The 17287-nt window shown below is 73.0% G+C and carries 16 protein-coding genes; 8 read left to right on the top strand and 8 right to left on the bottom strand.

Annotated features, from left to right (window positions below):
* The first annotated feature begins 20 nt into the window (after positions 1–20).
* The gene (locus ACH34R_RS24915; protein ID WP_397563924.1) at positions 21–488 is read left to right on the top strand and encodes an isoamylase early set domain-containing protein; all 468 of its coding nucleotides are present in this window, start codon (positions 21–23) and stop codon (positions 486–488) included.
* Positions 489–543: 55 nt separating this feature from the next.
* On the opposite strand, the gene ACH34R_RS24910 is transcribed toward ACH34R_RS24915, so the two are convergent.
* A complete protein-coding gene (locus tag ACH34R_RS24910) occupies positions 544–1173 on the bottom strand; it encodes a uridine kinase (protein WP_397563923.1) in 630 nt (209 codons plus the stop codon).
* 38 nt (positions 1174–1211) lie between these two features.
* On the opposite strand from ACH34R_RS24910, the gene ACH34R_RS24905 reads away from it, so the two are divergent.
* The gene (locus ACH34R_RS24905) at positions 1212–1976 is read left to right on the top strand and encodes a nucleotidyltransferase domain-containing protein (RefSeq protein ID WP_397563922.1); all 765 of its coding nucleotides are present in this window, start codon (positions 1212–1214) and stop codon (positions 1974–1976) included.
* A gap of 19 nt (positions 1977–1995) precedes the next feature.
* Here ACH34R_RS24905 and ACH34R_RS24900 read toward each other — a convergent pair whose 3' ends face one another.
* From ACH34R_RS24900 to ACH34R_RS24885, 4 genes are all read right to left on the bottom strand, one after another.
* Positions 1996–2685, bottom strand: a complete 690-nt coding sequence (locus ACH34R_RS24900) for a potassium channel family protein (RefSeq protein WP_397563921.1) — start codon at positions 2683–2685, stop codon at positions 1996–1998.
* Positions 2651–4018: a TrkH family potassium uptake protein gene (locus tag ACH34R_RS24895; protein ID WP_397563920.1), complete on the bottom strand. Its 1368-nt coding sequence runs from the start codon at positions 4016–4018 to the stop codon at positions 2651–2653. Before ACH34R_RS24895 ends, ACH34R_RS24900 begins: the two co-directional genes overlap by 35 nt.
* 24 nt (positions 4019–4042) lie before the next feature.
* On the bottom strand, positions 4043–5329 hold the full coding sequence (locus ACH34R_RS24890) for an ArsB/NhaD family transporter (protein ID WP_397563919.1): 1287 nt from the start codon (positions 5327–5329) through the stop codon (positions 4043–4045).
* A 219-nt stretch (positions 5330–5548) separates the two neighbouring features.
* A complete protein-coding gene (locus ACH34R_RS24885) occupies positions 5549–5800 on the bottom strand; it encodes a hypothetical protein (RefSeq protein ID WP_397563918.1) in 252 nt (83 codons plus the stop codon).
* Between the two features lie 90 nt (positions 5801–5890).
* Between ACH34R_RS24885 and ACH34R_RS24880 the strand changes: the two genes are divergently transcribed.
* The 4 genes from ACH34R_RS24880 to ACH34R_RS24865 are packed head-to-tail and all read left to right on the top strand — an operon-like array spanning position 5891 to position 10824.
* On the top strand, positions 5891–6523 hold the full coding sequence (locus tag ACH34R_RS24880) for an AAA family ATPase (protein ID WP_397563917.1): 633 nt from the start codon (positions 5891–5893) through the stop codon (positions 6521–6523).
* 36 nt (positions 6524–6559) lie between these two features.
* Positions 6560–6898, top strand: coding sequence for a hypothetical protein (locus ACH34R_RS24875; protein WP_397563916.1), 339 nt, complete (start codon positions 6560–6562; stop codon positions 6896–6898).
* 43 nt (positions 6899–6941) lie between these two features.
* Complete coding sequence (locus ACH34R_RS24870; RefSeq protein ID WP_397563915.1) at positions 6942–10013, top strand: DEAD/DEAH box helicase; 3072 nt, start codon at positions 6942–6944, stop codon at positions 10011–10013.
* Positions 10014–10020: 7 nt separating this feature from the next.
* The gene (locus tag ACH34R_RS24865; RefSeq protein WP_397563914.1) at positions 10021–10824 is read left to right on the top strand and encodes an SWIM zinc finger family protein; all 804 of its coding nucleotides are present in this window, start codon (positions 10021–10023) and stop codon (positions 10822–10824) included.
* Here the strand turns inward: ACH34R_RS24865 and ACH34R_RS24860 are convergent.
* Both ACH34R_RS24860 and ACH34R_RS24855 read right to left on the bottom strand, forming a co-directional pair.
* Positions 10821–11462: a response regulator gene (locus ACH34R_RS24860; RefSeq protein WP_397564074.1), complete on the bottom strand. Its 642-nt coding sequence runs from the start codon at positions 11460–11462 to the stop codon at positions 10821–10823. The genes ACH34R_RS24865 and ACH34R_RS24860 overlap by 4 nt on opposite strands.
* The gene (locus ACH34R_RS24855) at positions 11453–12661 is read right to left on the bottom strand and encodes a sensor domain-containing protein (RefSeq protein WP_397563913.1); all 1209 of its coding nucleotides are present in this window, start codon (positions 12659–12661) and stop codon (positions 11453–11455) included. Before ACH34R_RS24855 ends, ACH34R_RS24860 begins: the two co-directional genes overlap by 10 nt.
* Positions 12662–12771: 110 nt before the next feature.
* Here ACH34R_RS24855 and ACH34R_RS24850 point away from each other — a divergent pair, with 110 nt between their 5' ends.
* Positions 12772–13530, top strand: a complete 759-nt coding sequence (locus tag ACH34R_RS24850) for an ABC transporter ATP-binding protein (protein ID WP_397563912.1) — start codon at positions 12772–12774, stop codon at positions 13528–13530.
* Positions 13524–15980: an FtsX-like permease family protein gene (locus ACH34R_RS24845; protein WP_397563911.1), complete on the top strand. Its 2457-nt coding sequence runs from the start codon at positions 13524–13526 to the stop codon at positions 15978–15980. Before ACH34R_RS24850 ends, ACH34R_RS24845 begins: the two co-directional genes overlap by 7 nt.
* Positions 15981–16313: 333 nt before the next feature.
* On the opposite strand, the gene ACH34R_RS24840 is transcribed toward ACH34R_RS24845, so the two are convergent.
* Positions 16314–17228: a LysR family transcriptional regulator gene (locus ACH34R_RS24840; RefSeq protein WP_397563910.1), complete on the bottom strand. Its 915-nt coding sequence runs from the start codon at positions 17226–17228 to the stop codon at positions 16314–16316.
* Positions 17229–17287 lie beyond the last annotated feature (59 nt).

Raw genomic sequence — 17287 nt, 5'->3', positions numbered from 1 at the left:
TCACTGCGAGGGGGCAGGGCATGATCAGACGAAGCGAACTGATCGAGGACGGGGCCGGACGGGCCATGGTTGACGTGACCTTCACGGTCCCTGCGCACGTCACCGAGGGGCCGGTCTCCGTGGTGGGCGACTTCAACGACTGGGACCCGTACGCGCACCCGATGGCCGAGCAGACGGACGGCGCTCACGTGGCGGTCATCAGGTTCCCGGCCGGGATCACCGTGTGCTTCCGGTACCTGGCCCACAACGGCCACTGGTTCGACGACCCCGACATCAACGGGCGCGACCACCGGGGCGGGCTGATCCACATCCCGCGGTGGGACGACGCCCTCGGCCTGGACTCCGAACTCGATCCCGTGCTGGACGCCGAACTCGACGCGGAACTCGACGCCGAGCTGGACGCGGACCTCTCCGCCGAGCTGGGGCGGCCCGGCTCCGGGCCCTCGCAGGCCAAGGGCGAACGCAAGCCCAGGAGCCGGCTCAAGTAACCCCGGCCGCGCCCGCCGTCCCGCGTAACACCCGGCCCCCGCGCGGGACGGCGGCTCAGACCGCCTCCACCAGCGCGGGACGCTCGGGGTTGTCCATCTTCACCACGACGTCCGCCACGTCCGCAGGCCGTACCTCGTGCTCGTACCTCGCGTAGGCGGGCAGTGTCCAGCGTTCGCCGGCGGCGAGCGTCCGCTCCAGCGCCCCCGGCGACAGCCACAGGTGCACCGACAGGTCCAGCGGCAACCCCCGGCCGAGGAGTACCGCCCCGTCGAGCAGCAGCACCCCGCCCGCCGGAACCGTCTCATGCGGCACGCGCACCGCCCGGTCGGCCGCCGCGTCGCGCAGCGCCGTCAGCACCCGCCCCGAGGCCCCCGGCGCGAGCGGCCCCAGCACCTCGCGCATCAGCGTCCCGGTGTCCAGCCACTCGTCCAGGAACGCGTCCGGGTCGGTCCTGCCGTGCTCCAGCCGCAGCGACGCCTGCCGCAGGAAGGCCCTCGCCGACACCCGGACCACGCTCCTGCCGCGCACCCGCAGCGGATCGACCAGGGCATCGCCCAGCGCGCCCGGCCTGGCCGGGGGCGCGCCGTCCAGCGCGACGCGCGCCCAGGACCCCGGCCGCACCGCGGCGATCCGCTCGGCCAGCTCCGCCACGAGCGCCCCAGGAGTGATCGGTCGTACCCGCACCCCACCATCCTGACCGCTCGCCCCCCTAGGCTGAGACCATGGCCGATCAGGACTTCCTGCACGACGTGACCCGGCGCCTCGCCGCACTGCCCGGCGTCCGGGCCGTCACCCTCGGCGGATCGCGGGCCCTCGGCACCGCGCGGCCCGACAGCGACTGGGACCTCGGCCTCTACTACCGCGACGGGTTCCACCCGGACGCGCTGCGCGCGATCGGCTGGCCCGGCGAGGTGTCGCAGATCGGCGACTGGGGCGGCGGCGTCTTCAACGGCGGCGCCTGGCTGGAGATCGACGGCCACAGGGTGGACGTCCACTACCGTGACCTCGCCGTGGTCGAGGACCAGCTCGCCGAGGCCAGGGCGGGGCGGTTCCACATCGAGCCGCTGATGTTCCACCTCGCGGGCATCCCGAGTTACCTGGTGGTGGCCGAGCTGGCGATCAACCGCGTCCTTTCCGGCACGCCGCCCCGGCCGGACGGCTACCCCGACGCCTTGCGCCGTACCGCGCGGGAGCGCTGGTGGGAGACCGCCAGGCTGGGCCTGACCTATGCGGCGGCCAACAACGCGCCGCGCGGGCAGCGCACCGAGGTCGCGGGGGCCATCGCGGTCGCGGCGTGCCGGGCCGGGCACGCCGTACTGGCGGCGCGCGGCGAGTGGATCACCAACGACAAGACCCTGCTCGACCGCGCGGGCCTGCGCGAGGTGGACGCGGTGATCGCCCGCCTGGCCGCCGGTCCGGCCGAACCCGCCGCGCTGCGGGCGGCGCTCGACGAGGCCGGCGCCCCAGCCGGCGAGCGGCACGGATGACGGCCCGGCGCGGGCAGGGTCAGGGCAGCTCGGAGAAGCGCTCGACCTCCTCGGTACGGCCGGACACCACGATGATGTCGCCGAACGACAGCACCGTGCTCGCCGTGGCGTAGGTGAACTCCTCGCCGCGCCGCTTGACCGCCACCACCGTCACCCCGTGCTTCCGGCGCAGCCCCGACTCGCCCAGCGGCACCCCCACGTAGTCGCCCGGCGGCCGGGTCTTGATCAGCGCGAAGTTCTCGTCCACCGCCAGGTAGTCCAGCATCCGCCCGGAGACCAGGTGCGCGACCCGCTCCCCCATGTCGTGCTCGGGCAGCACGACGTGGTGGACCCCGATCCGGTCCAGGATGCGGCCGTGCTGGCGGTTGACCGCCTTGGCCCAGATGTCGTCGATCTCCATCTCCACCAGCAGCGACGCGGTGAGAATGCTGGCCTCGATGTCGCCGCCGATGCCGACCACCGCCCGGTAGAAGTCGGGGACGCCGAGCTGGCGCAGCGCCTCCGGGTCGGTGGAGTCGGCCACGGCGAGCTGGGTGATCTGGCCGGACAGGCTCTGCACGATCTTCTGGCGGCTGTCCACGGCGAGCACCTCCGTGCCGCGCCTGGTCAGTTCAAGGGCGAGCGAGCTGCCGAACCGGCCGAGCCCGATCACCACGACCGGGTCGTTCCTCGTGTCAGCCAACGATGATCCGCTCCTCGGGTAGCTCATAACGGCGGGTGCGCTCCCGCAGGGCGAGGGCGGAACCCAGGGTCAGGGGGCCGACCCTGCCGATGAACATCAGCAGGACCAGCAGGATGTGGCCGGCCGGCGTGGCGTGGGCCGTGATGCCGGTGGACAGCCCGTTCGTGGCGAAGGCCGAGATCACCTCGAAGAGCACCTCGTCCAGGGAGTGCGGGGTCAGCACGAGCAGGATGTAGGTGGAGACCGCCACGAGGGAGACGCCCATCAGCGTGATCGCCACGGCCTGCCGTTGCAGCGACTCCGGCAGCCGCCGGTGCCCGACGTTGACCCGGCTCTCGCCGCGCAATTCGGCCCACACCACCAGGGCGAGCACGCCGAGCGTGGTGACCTTGATGCCGCCCGCGGTGCCGCCGCTGCCGCCGCCGATGAACATCAGCACGTCGGTGGCCAGCCAGCTCGACGGGTTCATCTGGGAGATGTCCACCGTGTTGAACCCGCCCGAGCGCGGCATCACGGCGGCGAAGAAGGCGGCCAGCAGCTTGTCGGCGTCGTCGAGCGGGCCGAACGTACGCGGGTTGCGCCACTCGGTCACCAGGAAGATCAGCGTGCCGATCAGCAGCAGCCCGGCCGTCACCACGATAGTGATCTTGGTGAGCACGCTCCACCGGGAGGGCCGCCGCCACGAGCGGTACAGCTCGAACATCACCGGGAAGCCCAGCCCGCCGGCGACCACGGCGGCGGCGATGGTGAGCGTGATCCACGGATCGCTCACGAACCGCATCAGGTTGTCCGGCCACAGCGCGAAACCGGCGTTGTTGAACGCCGAGATCGCGTGGAACCAGCCGAGGTACAGGGCCCGGCCGAACGGCTGGCCGTACCCGGCCATGAACCGCGTGGTGAGCACGGCCGCGATCACGATCTCGCACATCAGGCTGAACAGCACGACCCTGCGCACCAGCGCGCGCAGGTCGGCCATGCTCGGCGTCTTGGTCTCCACCTGCGCCGACAGCCGGGCGCGCAGGCCGAGCCTGCCGGACACCAGCACGGTGAACAGCGTCGCGAGCGTCATGATCCCGAGCCCGCCCACCTGGATCAGCCCGGCGATCACCACCTCGCCGAACATCGACCAGTGCGTCTCGGTGTCCACCGCGACCAGCCCGGTCACGCACACCGCCGAGGTGGCGGTGAACAGCGCCGTCAGCAGTCCGGCGGGGGCGCCGGACGTGGTGGCCGCCGGGCTGGCGAGCAGCGCCGTGCCGATCAGGATCACCACGCCGAATCCGGTCACCACCACCTGCGCGGGGCGCTGGAACCGGTCGAGGAGAGCGGTACCCCACGTCCGCTTCACCGCTCTGGGCATCTGCCTTCCCGTTTCACGTCTTCCTCACATCAAGTAGCGGAGCCACAGATACGGCGTACTGAGGGCGATCATCACGAACGTCACGACGATCCCGTAGCGGGTGAACTCCCAGAAACTGATCGGCACCCGGTTGCGGGCCGCGATACCGAGGATCACCACGTTGGCGGCTGCCCCGACCGCCGTGGCGTTGCCGCCGAGGTCCGCACCCAGGGCGAGCGCCCACCACAGCACCTGGCCGTCCGGACCGGCGGCCTGGGCCAGGTCGGCCACGATCGGGCTCATGGTCGCCACGTACGGGATGTTGTCCACGAAGGCCGACAGCCCCGCCGACGCCCACAGCAGCACCATCGTGGCCGGCCCCAGATGCCCCTGGGTCGCGTCCGCCGCGGCCCGCGAGACCAGGCCGATCACCCCGGTGTGGACCAGTGCGCCCACCATCACGAACAGCCCGGCGAAGAACACCAGCGTGGGCCACTCCACGTCGGCGAGGGCCTGCTCGGTGGTCACCTTCGTGGCCGCCACCAGGATCCCGGCCCCCAGGATCGCCACCACGGAGGGCTCGTAGTGCAGCACCGGGTGCAGCACGAAGGCCAGCAGGACCACGGCCAGCACCACCAGGCTCTGCCACAACAGCCGCCGGTCGGCGATCGCCTCGCGTTCGTTCAGCGCCATGATCTGCGCGGCCCGCTCCGGGTCGTACCGGAACGCCCGCCGGAACAGCACCCGGCACAGCCCGACGAACACCACGAGCAGCACGACGATCAGCGGCGCCAGATGGACGACGAAGTCGTTGAAGCTCAGCCCGCCCCGGCTGGCGATGATGATGTTCGGCGGGTCGCCGACCAGCGTGGCCGTCCCGCCGATGTTGGAGGCCATCGCCTCGGCGATCAGGTACGGCGTGGAGGGCAGCGCCAGCCGCTCGCAAACCAGGAACGTCACCGGGGCGACCAGCAGCACCGTGGTGACGTTGTCCAGCAACCCCGAGGCCACCGCGGTGATGATCACCAACAGGGCCATCAGCCGGAACGGCCGGCCCCTGGCCCGCTTGGCCGCCCAGATCGCCAGATACTCGAACACGCCGGTCTGCTTCAGCACGCCGACGATCACCATCATGCCCAGCAGCAGGAAGATGACGTTCCAGTCGATCGCCGTGCGCTCGTCGAAGAAGGCCGCGTGCGCGTCGGTGGCGTGGACCAGGAGCATGATCCCCGCCCCGCCCAGGGCGGCGGCGACCCGGTGGATCTTCTCCGTCGCGATGAACGCGTAAGCCCCCAGGAACACCGCGACCGCCAGCCAGGCGATCAGCGTCATGAGTCGAGTTCACTCGGTCGCACCGTGTCACCTTCGTCTTCGGTCGGAGTCGTGACGGGAGAACGCCGACCAGACTTCCCGGCACACCGTAGGCAACCTATCAAGACGCGTAAAGAGGTCGGCCCTCACCCAGGCACGACCAATCCCCACAAGCCACCCGACGTGCTGATATGGACACCCGAACGCTGATCATCCCGACCCGTTCGGTGTTGGCGGGCATCACCCACGGGTGGGCGGCTCGTACCCCTCGCTCTCCCCATGGACCCGCTTCTTGTGCGGGTCGCGCCGCGGCTGGCCGGCCGGGTCCGTGGCGGACGGCGTCATCTCCTCGCCGAAGTCGGGTACGTCGTGCAGTTCCGGGTCGCGGCGGCGGTCGGCCAGCGGCACGTTCGCCGGCTCCCGCTCGTTGTCCGGTATGCGGTCGTCATCCCGTCCCCGATCCGCCGAGGAGGGCTTTTTCTCATGGCTCATGCCGGAGTCGCCTACCCTGGGTCGCACGCCTCATGTCCATCCCGGCGGCACAACGCCCCCAACAGCCGCCCCGACCCAGTGAGGTGCCGCATGGCCGCCGAACCGGCCGCCCACGCCTCCACCGGTGAGCTTCGCTATCCAGCCGGCTCGCTGGTCATGCTCACGGGCCTGCCCGGCGCGGGCAAGAGCACACTGCTGCGCCGCCTGTACGGCATCCGCGGCGACGAGACCCGGCCCGTCGCGGGCGACGGCGTCCTGGTCATCGACACCTACCAGGCCCGCAACTGGTGGTCCCGCTACCTGAGCCCACTGCCGGCGCGCGTGCAGACCCCCTTCGTCCACGCCACGCACGTGTGGCGCATCGCCAAGGCCGTCAGCGGCGGGCGGTCCGTGGTCGCGCACAGCCGCGGCACCTGGCCGCACATCCTGTACGGCTTCGCCTGGTTCGCCCACCGCTACGGCGCCCAGATGCACCTGGTCATGCTGGACGTCGAGCCGCGCGTGGCCTGGGCCGGCCAGCACACCCGGGGGCGGGTCGTCACGGCGGCCACCTTCGTGCGGCACTGCCGCCGCTGGCGGGTCCTGGTACGCCAGGCCCGCACCGGCAGGGTCGCGCACGCCGACGGGGTCACCGTCCTCTCCCGCCCGGACGCCGACCGGGTGCACGCCATCCGCTTCGGCCGTCCCGGGCCGGTTCCGGCGGAAACCGTCGGAGGCACATGACACGCTTGGCGCGTGCTTGGAGACCAACGTGGCCCGATGATCAAAGGGCTGGACACCTCGGCCGAGCCGCGCCGCTACTGGCACGGCCACGACGAGGAGGGCGGCATCTGGCTGTTCGAGACCGTGGAGGAGGCGGGCGAGCAGTGGGCGGTCAAGCAGATCGAGATCGACCCGCACCGCCGGGTCCACAAATACTGGTGGCGGCACCTCGACGACGCCCACGGGTTCCTCACCGACCAGGCGCTGGAGCTGTGGGAGTTCGGCATGACGGAGATCTCCGGAGAGGCGTTCGCCCAGATTTGGGACACCGTGAGCTGTGCCTGCGGCGCCGCGCCTGAAGATAAGGTGCAAAGGCCGGAGCCCGCCGGCCCCTGACCCCTGCGGGCCGTTCCGGCCCAGGGTCGTGGGGCGAGTGGGAGTGGTCGCGTTGCTGGTGGTGCACGGAGTCTGGTCCGGCGGCCGGGTCGCCCTCTGGGCAGAAGACACCGCCCCCCAGCCCACCCCCACCGCGAGCACCGCCGGTGCCACCGCCGCGGGTCCCAGAGGAAGCGGGCGGGGGCGGGTGCGGTGGCATCCGTTCGCCGCCGACGCCGGCGCCCTCTTCGCGGCGCTCGGCGGCCACGCGACGGGCGCGGAGCAGGCCGAGCTGGAGATCGCCCTGCCCGGTACCGCCAAAGGCCCGATCCCCTCACCGGAGTCCGGCCTGACCAGCGCCGCCCGCCGGCCCCGGCTGACCGCCTGGCGGGTCCCCGCGCTGCTGCTCACCCCCGCCACCGCGCTGCCACTGCTCGGCCACCTGGCCGACGCCGCCGACGCCCCGGCCGACGACTCCCCCGACTGGGGCCCCGGCCCGTCCCTGCGCTACCTGGCCGTACTCGCCGAGACCGCCCGCGACCTGGTACGCCGAGGCCGGGTGCTGCCCCAGCTCGTGACCGAGGACGGCGAGCGCGCGGGCCGCTGGCGTCCGGTCCTCACCGGCCGCGACGCCACCGCCTTCCGCGATCTGGCCCGCGCCATGCCCCCCGTCTGCCGCGCCGCCACCGCGGAGGGCGACGGCACGGCGGCGCGGGTGCTGCGCGAGGCGCTCGGCGGGCTCGCCGACGCGGCGACCCGCACCCTGCTGCCCGACCGGCTGCTCGCCGGGACGCGGCCGGGCCGCAGGAGCGCCCTGCCCGACCGCTGGCTGCACGCCCTGACCGGCGACGACGCGGCCCTCCCCGGCGCGGCTCCGGCCGCCGCCGCAGAGCTGGACGGCGAGCTGCGCGCCTGGTTCGAGGCCGCCCGCGAGCTGGAGGGCCCGGTCCGGGTCTGCTTCCGGCTCATGGAGCCGGTGGGCGAGGAGGAGTCCTGGGAGATCGAGTTCGCCCTGCAGTCCACCGACGACCCGAGCCTGTACATCCCCGCCGAGCGGGTCTGGGACGGCGAACGCCTCCCCGGCCTGCCCAGACGCCCCGACGAGACACTGCTCGCCGGTCTCGGCCGCGCCGTACGCCTGTGCCCGGAGCTGTACTCCGCGCTGCGCTCCCCCCGCCCGACCGGCATGATCGTCGACACCGCCTGGGCCTTCACCTTCCTGCGCCACGCCGCCCCGCTCCTCCAGGCCGCCGGCTACGGCGTGCAACTGCCCGCCTGGGCCGGCCGCAAGGGCCTGGGCCTGAAGCTCACCACCCGCTCCCGCACCGGCCCCAAGGCCGCCGCCGCCCAGGGCTTCGGCCTCAAGGAACTGGTCGACTTCAAGATCGACCTCGCCGTCGGCGACCACACCATCAGCGAGGAGGAACTGACCGAGCTGGCCCGGCTGAAGGTCCCTCTCGTCCGCATCCGCGGCCAATGGGTGGAGCTGGACGACCAGCAGCTCAAGGCCGCCCTCAAGGTCGTCGAACGCCGCCGCAGCGGCGAGATGACCGTCTCCGACGTGCTCAACGAGGTGGTCGAGGGCGAAGACGAAGGACTCCCCCTCCTTGAGGTCGACGCCGACGGCATGCTCGGCGACCTCCTGTCCGGCGAACCCGACCGCCGCCTCACCCCCGTCCCCACCCCACCCACCTTCCACGGCACCCTCCGCCCCTACCAGGAACGCGGCCTGTCCTGGCTCTCCTTCCTCTCCACCCTCGGCCTCGGCGGCATCCTCGCGGACGACATGGGCCTGGGTAAAACTGCCCAAACGTTGTCTTTGTTGCTTAACGAGCGAAACGGACATCCAGCAGAGCCGGTGGCGCCGACGTTGTTGGTTTGTCCGATGTCGGTGGTGACGAACTGGCACAAGGAGGCGGGGCGGTTCGCGCCGTCGTTGCGGGTGTACGTGCATCACGGGGGGAGCAGGAAGCGGGCGGAGGAGCTGGATGAGGCGGTGGCGGGGGCGGATTTGGTGATCACGACGTACGGGACGGCGTGGCGGGACCTTGAGGCGTTGCGGGCCTTCGCGTGGGGGCGGGTGGTCTGTGACGAGGCGCAGGCGATCAAGAACAGCGCGGCGCGGCAGGCGCAGGCCGTGCGTTCGCTGCCGGCCAGGACGCGGCTGGCGCTGACCGGCACGCCGGTGGAGAACCACCTGGCGGAGTTGTGGTCGATCATGGAGTTCTGCAACCCCGGGCTGCTCGGCCCGGCGCGGCGGTTCAAGCAGCGCTATCAGGAGCCGATCGAGGCGCGCAACGACGAGGACGCGGCCAGGGCGCTGAAGCGGGCGACGTCCCCGTTCGTGCTCAGGCGGCTGAAGACCGACCGGACGATCATCACCGACCTGCCGGACAAGCAGGAGATGAAGGTGTGGTGCACGCTGACGCCCGAGCAGGCCAGCCTGTACCAGGCGGTGCTCGGCGACATGATCGCGAAGATCGACCAGAGCGAGGGCATCGAGCGGCGCGGCAACGTGCTGGCCACGATGACCCGGCTCAAGCAGGTCTGCAACCATCCGGCGCACCTGCTGAAGGACGGCTCGCGGCTGGCCGGGCGGTCGGGGAAGCTGGCCCGGCTGGAGGAGCTGGCGGCGGAGATCGTCGAGGAGGGTGACAAGGCGCTGGTGTTCACCCAGTACGCCGAGTGGGGGTCGCTGCTCCAGCCGTACCTCGCGGCGCACCTGGACCGCCCGGTGCTGTGGCTGCACGGCGGGCTGCCCAAGAAGAAGCGCGACGAGCTGGTGGAGCGGTTCCAGACCGACGAGGAGCCGATGCTGTTCCTGCTGTCGCTGAAGGCGGCGGGCACCGGCCTGAACCTCACGGCGGCCAGTCATGTGATCCATGTGGACCGCTGGTGGAATCCGGCGGTGGAGGACCAGGCCACCGACCGGGCCTTCCGGATCGGGCAGACGAAGAACGTCCAGGTGCGCAAGTTCGTGTGCGCGGGCACCCTGGAGGAGCGGATCGACGAGATGATCGAGCGGAAGAAGGCGCTGGCCGAGCGGGTGGTGGGCACCGGCGAGGAGTGGATCTCGGAGCTGTCCACCGATCAGTTGCGCGAGCTGTTCGCGCTGGGTCCCGAGGCGGTGAGCTGAGGTGCCGATGGGGACCGACGGGTGGTACGAGGCGACCGCGCCGATCCGGGTGGACGGCGGCATCCGGGCGCGCAGCAAGCGCGGGTCGATCGGCGCGCAGTGGTGGTCGCGCCGGTTCATCGACATTCTGGAGGACATCTGCGATCCGGGGCGGCTGACCCGTGGCCGGTCCTATGCCCGCAAGGGCCAGGTGATCTCGCTGGACCTGCTGCCGGGCGAGGTGCGGGCGAGCGTGCAGGGGTCGCGGCCGGAGCCGTACGACGTGGTGGTGGAGATCGAGGCGTACGACGAGGCGATGTGGGCCGACGTCGAGCGGGCCCTCGCCGGGCAGGCGCTGTACCGGGCCAAGCTGCTGGCCGGGGAGATGCCGGTGGAGATCGAGGAGGTCTTCGACTCCCTCGACCTGCCGCTGTTCCCGAACGAGCTGGAGATGGAGTGTTCCTGCCCGGACTGGGGGATTCCGTGCAAGCACCTGTCGGCGGTGCTGTACCTGCTGGCCGAGGCGTTCGACGACGATCCGTTCCTGGTGCTGGCCTGGCGCGGCCGGGCGCGCGATGACCTGCTGGGCGCGCTGCGCGGGCAAGCCGAGGAGGAGGCCGCCGATCCGCTGCACGTGCCGGACGAGCCGCTGGCCGAGCGATTGGGCGACTTCTACTCCCCGGCGGTGCCGCTGGGCCGGCTGCGCCCCCGCCCGGCCGCGACGGCGGCGCCCGACATCCTGCTGCGCGCGCTGGAGCCGCCGCAGGTGCGGGTACGGCACATCCCGCTGCTGGACATCCTGCGCCCGGTCTACCGCGGGTTCGCCGACTAACCGCGCAGGTACGCGAGCACGGCGAGCACCCGGCGGTGGTCGTCCGCGGCCGGGGGCAGGTCGAGTTTGGCCAGGATGCCCGCGATGTGCTTGGAGACGGCCGCCTCGGTGACCACGAGGGTGCGGGCGATGGCGGCGTTGGAGCGTCCTTCGGCGACCAGGCCGAGCACTTCGCGTTCGCGGGGGGTGAGCCGGGCCAGCGGGTCGCGGCGGCGGCCGAGCAGTTGCCTGACCACCTCGGGGTCGACGACGGTGTGGCCGGCGGCGACCCGTTCGACCGCCCCGGCGAACTCCGAGACGTCGCCGATGCGGTCTTTCAGCAGGTAGCCGATGCCGCCGCTGCCGCCGCCGTCGAGGAGTTCGGCGGCGTAGGTCTGCTCGACGTACTGGCTGAGCACGAGCACGGCGAGGCCGGGCCGTTCGGCGCGCAGCGCGAGGGCGGCGCGCAGGCCCTCGTCGGAGTAGCCGGGCGGCATGCGGACGTCGGCCACCACGATGTCGGGTTCGTGTTCGCGTACGGCGGTGATCAGCGCTTCGGCGTCGCCGACCGAGGCGACGACCCGGTGGCCGAACCGGTCGAGCAGCCCGACCAGGCCCTCGCGCAGCAGTACGGCGTCTTCGGCGAGAACTATTCGCAGCCCGGGCACGGAATCTCCACCCGCAGTGAGGTCGGCCCGCCGCGCGGGCTGGACAGGGTCATGACGCCGTCGGCCACCGCGACGCGGTCGGCCAGCCCGGCGAGGCCGGACCCGGCCTCGGGGTCGGCCCCGCCCACGCCGTCGTCGCAGATCTCCATGGTCAGGGTGCCGTCGTGCAGCCGGCCGTGGATCAGGCCGCGCCGGGCCCCGCTGTGCTTGGCGAGGTTGGCCATGGCCTCGGAGACGACGTAGTAGGCGGTGACCTCCGCCAGGGGCGGCAGCCGGCCGGGAAGGTCCACATCGACGTCCACGGGTACGGGCGAGCGTCCGGCCACGTCGAGTACGGCGGCGCGCAGCCCGCGGTCGGTGAGGACCTTGGGGTGGACGCCGCGGATCAGTTCGCGCAGCTCGGCGAGGGCGCGTTTGGCCTCCTCGTGGGCCTCGGCGACCTGGGCCTCGGCCGGTGAGCCCGGCGGCAGGTCCAGCCGGGCCAGGCCGAGCCGCATGCTGAGCGCGACCAGTCGTTGCTGGGCGCCGTCGTGCAGGTCGCGTTCGATCCTGCGGCGTTCGGCCTCGAAGGCGTCCACGAGCCGGGCGCGGGAGCGGATGACCTCGGCGTCGCCGGGGGCGAGGACCGCGCGGGTCATCAGCGCCCGCGCGCCCGCCCACGCGGCGATCGGGTACGCCGACAGCGGGATCATCAGCAGCCCGCCGAGGGCCACCAGGTAACTCGTGGGGGCCTCGCCGCTCGGCTGGAGCGGCGCGGACATCAGCAGCAGCGGCACCCACGTGGCGAGCCCGACGAAGCCGAGGTCGATCCACCACAGCGCGAGCAGCGCCAGCAGGGTGAAGCCGAGATCGCGCCAGGTCGCCGGGTCGCGCAGCCGGGTGGCGAACCAGGCGCGCGGGCCGCGCCGGGGCGGCTCCCGGCGCGGGTCGGCGGCGGGGGCGAGATCGACCAGCCGCAGCCGCCGCCGTTCCAGCCGGGCCGCCGGGAGGCCGAGCAGGGCCACGGCCAGCACCGCCGCGCCGCAGGCGAGCGGGACGCCGAACCGGTACGCGATCATGATCACGCCGATCACCACGACCGCGAAGACCCCGCTGACCAGCAGGTAGGCCAGCGACCGCCACGGCCACGACGACCGCAGGAAGGCCGACGGCCTGCCGGTCAGCGCGGAAAGGGCGGTACGGGGTGGCACGCACTCGACGGTAGCCGACCGTGCCGGGTGCGGCAGTAGTGCTGGGTATAGCCCCGATCCTCGTTCCAGCGCCAATGTGCCGCCGCGCCGTGGCCGGTTGGCTTGGCCGCATGGATGTCAAAGAGGTCGTCAAAGAGACCGTCCGGCTGTGGTCGGTACGCAGGCTGTACGGCACCGCCGGCCGGACCGTGCGAGCGCTCGACGGCGTGACCGCGTCCTTCCACCCGGGCACGCTGACGGCGGTTATGGGGCCGTCGGGGTCGGGCAAGTCCACGTTGCTGCACTGCGCGGCGGGCCTGGACCGCCCCACCGAGGGGAAGGTCGTCATCGACGGGACCGATCTGGGGGAACTCGACGAGACCGGGCTGACGCTGCTGCGGCGTGAGCGGGTGGGGTTCGTGTTCCAGGCGTTCAACCTGGTGTCGGCGCTGACCGCCGAGCAGAACGTGGCGCTGCCGCTGAAGCTGGCCGGGCGGCCGATCGCCCCGGCGGAGGCGCGGGCCGCGCTGGCCGAGGTCGGGCTGGCCGAACGGGCCGGGCACCGGCCGAGCGGGCTTTCCGGCGGGGAGCAGCAGCGGGTGGCGATCGCCCGGGCGTTGATCACCAGGCCGGCGGTGCTGTTCGCCGACGAGCCGACCGGGCAGTTGGACACCAAGACCTCCAGGCAGGTGCTGGGCATGCTGCGCGACCTGGTGGACAACCAGGCGCAGACGGTGATCATGGTGACGCACGACCCGGTGACCGCCTCCTACGCCGACCGGGTGCTCTTCCTGGCCGACGGGCGGGTGGTGGACGAGTTCACCACCGGTGTCACGGCCGAGACGGTGGCGGCGCGGATGGCGAACCTTGAGGCGGTGGCCTCGTGCTGAAGACGCTGAGCGTGGCGTCCGTGCGGGAAGGGTGGACGGCTTTCACGGGCGGGTTCGTCGCGCTCTTTCTCGGGGTGGCGATGGTGTCGATGACGGGGCTGGCGCTGTTGTCCGCGGGCCCGGAGGTGCCGGGCCGGCTGGCGGCGGCGCAGGTGCTGGTGTCCGTCCCGATGATCGACCGGCCGGACGGGAACTTCACTCCGGACCGTCCGTGGTCGCCCGCGGCGGTGGAGGAGCTGCGCGAGCGGCTGGGGGCGCTGCCGGGGGTGGCGCGGGCCGTACCGGACCGGTCGTTCTACGCGCAGCCGGTGATCGGCGGCCGGCCGGCTTCGGCGCGGGACGGGCACGCCTGGTCCACGGCGGCGCTGGGCGCCTACCGGCTGGTGTCCGGCGCGGCGCCGGGGCGCGGGGAGGTCGCGGTGAGCCGCGCGCTCGGCGTGGCGGCCGGTACCGAGGCCACCGTGCTCACCGTGCGCGGGCCGGAGAACTTCCGGGTGTCGGGCACGGTGGACGGGCCGGGCGTGTACCTGAACGACGCCGACGCGGCGGCGCTGGCCGAGGGCGTGCGGGTGATCGGGGTGGTCACCGAGCCCGGCGCGGACGTCGGGGCGGTCGCCTCGGCCGTGCGGGCGGCGGCGGGCGGGCAGGGGCGGGCGTACACGGGCGAGGCGCGCGGCGCGCTCGAATCCCGCGACGACGAGCGGACCCGCTGGATCGGCATGCAGGTGCTCACCGGGATGGCCGCGCTGTCGGCGTTCGTGTCGGTCTTCGTGGTGGCCTCGACGTTCGCGTTCGGGGTGGCGCAGCGGCGGCGTGAGTTCGGGCTGCTGCGCGCGGTGGGCGCGACGCCCCGGCAGGTGCGCCTGATGGTGTACGGCGAGGCGCTGGTGGTCGGCGGCGTGGCGGCGGCGTGCGGGGTGGCGCTCGGCGCGGTACTCGCGCCGGTGTTGGGCGAGCTGCTGGTCACCGCCGGGTTCGAGCCGGTCGGGTTCGAGGTGCGCGTGTCCGCGCCGCCGCTGGCGGGGGCGTTCGCGGTCGGTGTGCTGGTGGCGCTGCTCGGGGTGTGGTCGGCGGCGCGGCGGGCGGCGCGGGTGCGCCCGCTGGAAGCGCTGCGCGAGGCCGCGGTGGACGACCGCCCGATGCCGCGCGGCCGGTGGATCGCCGGTGCCGGGTTCTGCGCCCTGGGCGTCGCGGCGGCGTTCGGCGCGGCGGTGGCGGGGCCGGAGGGGCTGGTGACCAGCGGCCTGTACGCGGCGATGGCGATGATCGTCGGTGTGGCGCTGCTCGCCCCGGCCGTGGTGCCGTTCGTGGCCAGGGCGCTGACCTGGCCGATGAACCGGGGGCGCGGCGCACTGGGGATGCTGGTGCGCGAGAGCGCGTTGACCGCGATCCGGCGTACCGCGTCCACGGCCACGCCGGTGCTGGTCACGGTCGGATTCACGGTGCTGATCACCGGCATGGTGCAGACCACGGCGGCGTCGTTCGCCGCGGCGCGGACCACCACGATCAGGACCGAAACGGTGATCATGCCGGACGGCGTGCCCGGCCTGTCGGACGCGGCGGCGGCGGCCTCTGGCGGGGAGTCCTCGCTGTTCAGCGCGCTGTACGAGGCGAACGGCGAGGCGCTGAGCGCGATCGGGGCGACGCCCGCGCTGCTGGAGCGGGCCGGTGAGGTGCGGGCGGTGTCGGGTTCGCTGGCGGCGCTGGGCGGCGATCGGGTGTTCGTCTCGCCGTGGCTGGCGAAGGAGCGCGGCCTGCGGGCCGGTGCGGCGCTGCGGGTGGCGTTCGAGGACGGCACGCCGGGCACGCTGCGGGTCGAGGGGGTGGCCGAGGGCGTCGGGGCCGACGTGCTGCTGGCGCGTGACACGGTCAGGGCGCACGACAAGGCCGCGCTGGCGGACGTGGCGTACGTCGCGCGGGCGACGCCCGTGCCGCCCGGCATGGGCGCGCGACCGGCGGACCTCGACGCGTACGCCGCGCAGGCGGACGCCGACGAGGACCGGCTGGTGTGGACGTTCACGCTGCTGCTGGTGGTGGTGTCCACGGCGTACGCGGCGGTGGCCGTGGCCAACACGCTGATGATGGCGGCGGGCGGCCGGCTGCGGGACCTGCGGGTGCTGCGCCTTTCGGGGGCCACGGGCCGGCAGGTGCTCGGCACGGTGGCCGCCGAGTCGGCACTGGCGGTGATCTTGGGCACCGGCCTCGGCCTGGTGGTCGCCATCCCGGCGCTGCTCGGCCTCCGCTCCGGCTACGGCGAGCTGATCAGCAGGCACGTCCCGCTGGTCGTGCCGTGGGGCCTGATCGCCGGCGTGGCCGCGACCTGCCTGGCACTGGCCGCGGGCGCGGCCGTCCTGGCGTCCCGCCCCGCCCTCACCGTTCGCGAGCGGCCGCACGTTCGCATGCGTGTCACGGTCAAGCGTCGTCGCGACGGTTCCGAGATCCCCCGCTGACTCGGCCGGATGGCCGGGGGATACCGGCCGTCCGGCCGATGATCGGGGGGGTCCTTCGCTTCTAGCCTCGGCTGGGTCGTCGTCGAAGCAGGGGGAGAAGATGCGAATCGTCTCGGCGATCGGGGTGGGGCTCGTGCTGCTGGCGGGGGGTACGCCGGCGGTCGCGGCCTCTGGCCAGGATCTGCTGTCGAGCCATGGGCGGCAGAGCGTGCGGTGGGGAGCGTGCCCGCCCGCGCACAAGGAGTTGCGGGAGGCCGGGGCGCGGTGCGGGAAGGTCCGGGTGCCGCTGGACTACGCCGACCCTGGCGGGCTGGCCGCTGCCGGGCCGCGACCTCACCTGTCCGTGACGGCGGACCCGTCGCCCAGGACGTCGCGCATGAAGGCGACCAGCCAGTGCTGGGCGGGGCTGCGCGCGTGGGAGTGGCGGGCGTACACCGACACGTGCACCGGCTCGATCTCCAGGGGCAGCTCCAGCAGCCGCACCCGATGTTCGGCCGCGAACACCCCGGCCACGTTGCGCGGGACCATCGCCACCAGGTCGCTCTGCCGTACCAGGTACGGCAGGGCGGCGAACCTGGTCACCTCCAGCGCCACCCGGTGCAGCAGCCCCTGCTCGGTCAGGGCCCGGCGCGGCCCCTCGTGCCCGGTCGGCCCGAAGACCGTGACGTGCCGTTCGGCCGCCAGCTCGGCCGCCGAGACCCGATCGCCGCGCAGCCGCGGATGGCCGGCGCAGACCATGCCCACGTAGTCCTCGGTGAACAGCGGAATGCGGGTCACCCGCCGGGAGCCGATCAGCGGCGAGGCGATGAACGCGTCGATCTCGCCCCGGCCGACCTGGTCGGGCGCGTTCACCACGTCGAGCGGCCGGACCCGCAGGGTGACCCCCGGCGCCCGGCGCGGCAGCGCCGCCATGAGCCTGGGCAGCAGGGAGACCTCCCCCAGGTCGGACAGGCACAGCGTGAACGTGGTGTGCGCGGCCGGGTCGAACGTGCGGGCCCCGCTGACCGCCGCCTCGATGCCGGAAAGCGCGGCGTGCAGCGGCTCATAGAGCTGCCTTGCGGTGGTGGTCGGCACGAGCCCGCCGCTGCTCCTGCGGAACAGCTCGTCGCCGAACCTCCTGCGCAGCTTCTGCAGGCCGTAGCTGATCGTCGGCTGGGTGACGTGCATCGACTCGGCGGTCGCGGTGACGCTGCGGGTCTCGTACAGCAGCACGAACGTGCGAACGAGGTTGAGGTCGAAATCACGCATTATCGATCCTGTCTATAACACCTCGCCGGAACATCTATTGGAACACGACCCCACCGCTT

It is taken from the genome of Spongiactinospora sp. 9N601 (genome assembly GCF_044326295.1).
GTDB lineage: Bacteria > Actinomycetota > Actinomycetes > Streptosporangiales > Streptosporangiaceae > Spongiactinospora > Spongiactinospora gelatinilytica.
The sequence above is the reverse complement of the archived record's forward strand: the minus strand, read 5'-3'. Positions and strand labels throughout refer to the sequence as shown.

Bases quoted from the DNA above. Each gene is read 5' to 3' on its own strand.
- ACH34R_RS24875 (WP_397563916.1), top strand. From the start codon at position 6,560: ATGATCAAAGGGCTGGACACCTCGGCCGAGCCGCGCCGCTACTGGCAC.
- ACH34R_RS24900 (WP_397563921.1), bottom strand. From the start codon at position 2,685: ATGAGCTACCCGAGGAGCGGATCATCGTTGGCTGACACGAGGAACGAC.
- ACH34R_RS24865 (WP_397563914.1), top strand. From the start codon at position 10,021: ATGGGGACCGACGGGTGGTACGAGGCGACCGCGCCGATCCGGGTGGAC.
- ACH34R_RS24885 (WP_397563918.1), bottom strand. From the start codon at position 5,800: ATGAGCCATGAGAAAAAGCCCTCCTCGGCGGATCGGGGACGGGATGAC.
- ACH34R_RS24895 (WP_397563920.1), bottom strand. From the start codon at position 4,018: ATGCCCAGAGCGGTGAAGCGGACGTGGGGTACCGCTCTCCTCGACCGG.
- ACH34R_RS24850 (WP_397563912.1), top strand. From the start codon at position 12,772: ATGGATGTCAAAGAGGTCGTCAAAGAGACCGTCCGGCTGTGGTCGGTA.
- ACH34R_RS24890 (WP_397563919.1), bottom strand. From the start codon at position 5,329: ATGACGCTGATCGCCTGGCTGGCGGTCGCGGTGTTCCTGGGGGCTTAC.
- ACH34R_RS24905 (WP_397563922.1), top strand. From the start codon at position 1,212: ATGGCCGATCAGGACTTCCTGCACGACGTGACCCGGCGCCTCGCCGCA.
- ACH34R_RS24840 (WP_397563910.1), bottom strand. From the start codon at position 17,228: ATGCGTGATTTCGACCTCAACCTCGTTCGCACGTTCGTGCTGCTGTAC.
- ACH34R_RS24880 (WP_397563917.1), top strand. From the start codon at position 5,891: ATGGCCGCCGAACCGGCCGCCCACGCCTCCACCGGTGAGCTTCGCTAT.
- ACH34R_RS24915 (WP_397563924.1), top strand. From the start codon at position 21: ATGATCAGACGAAGCGAACTGATCGAGGACGGGGCCGGACGGGCCATG.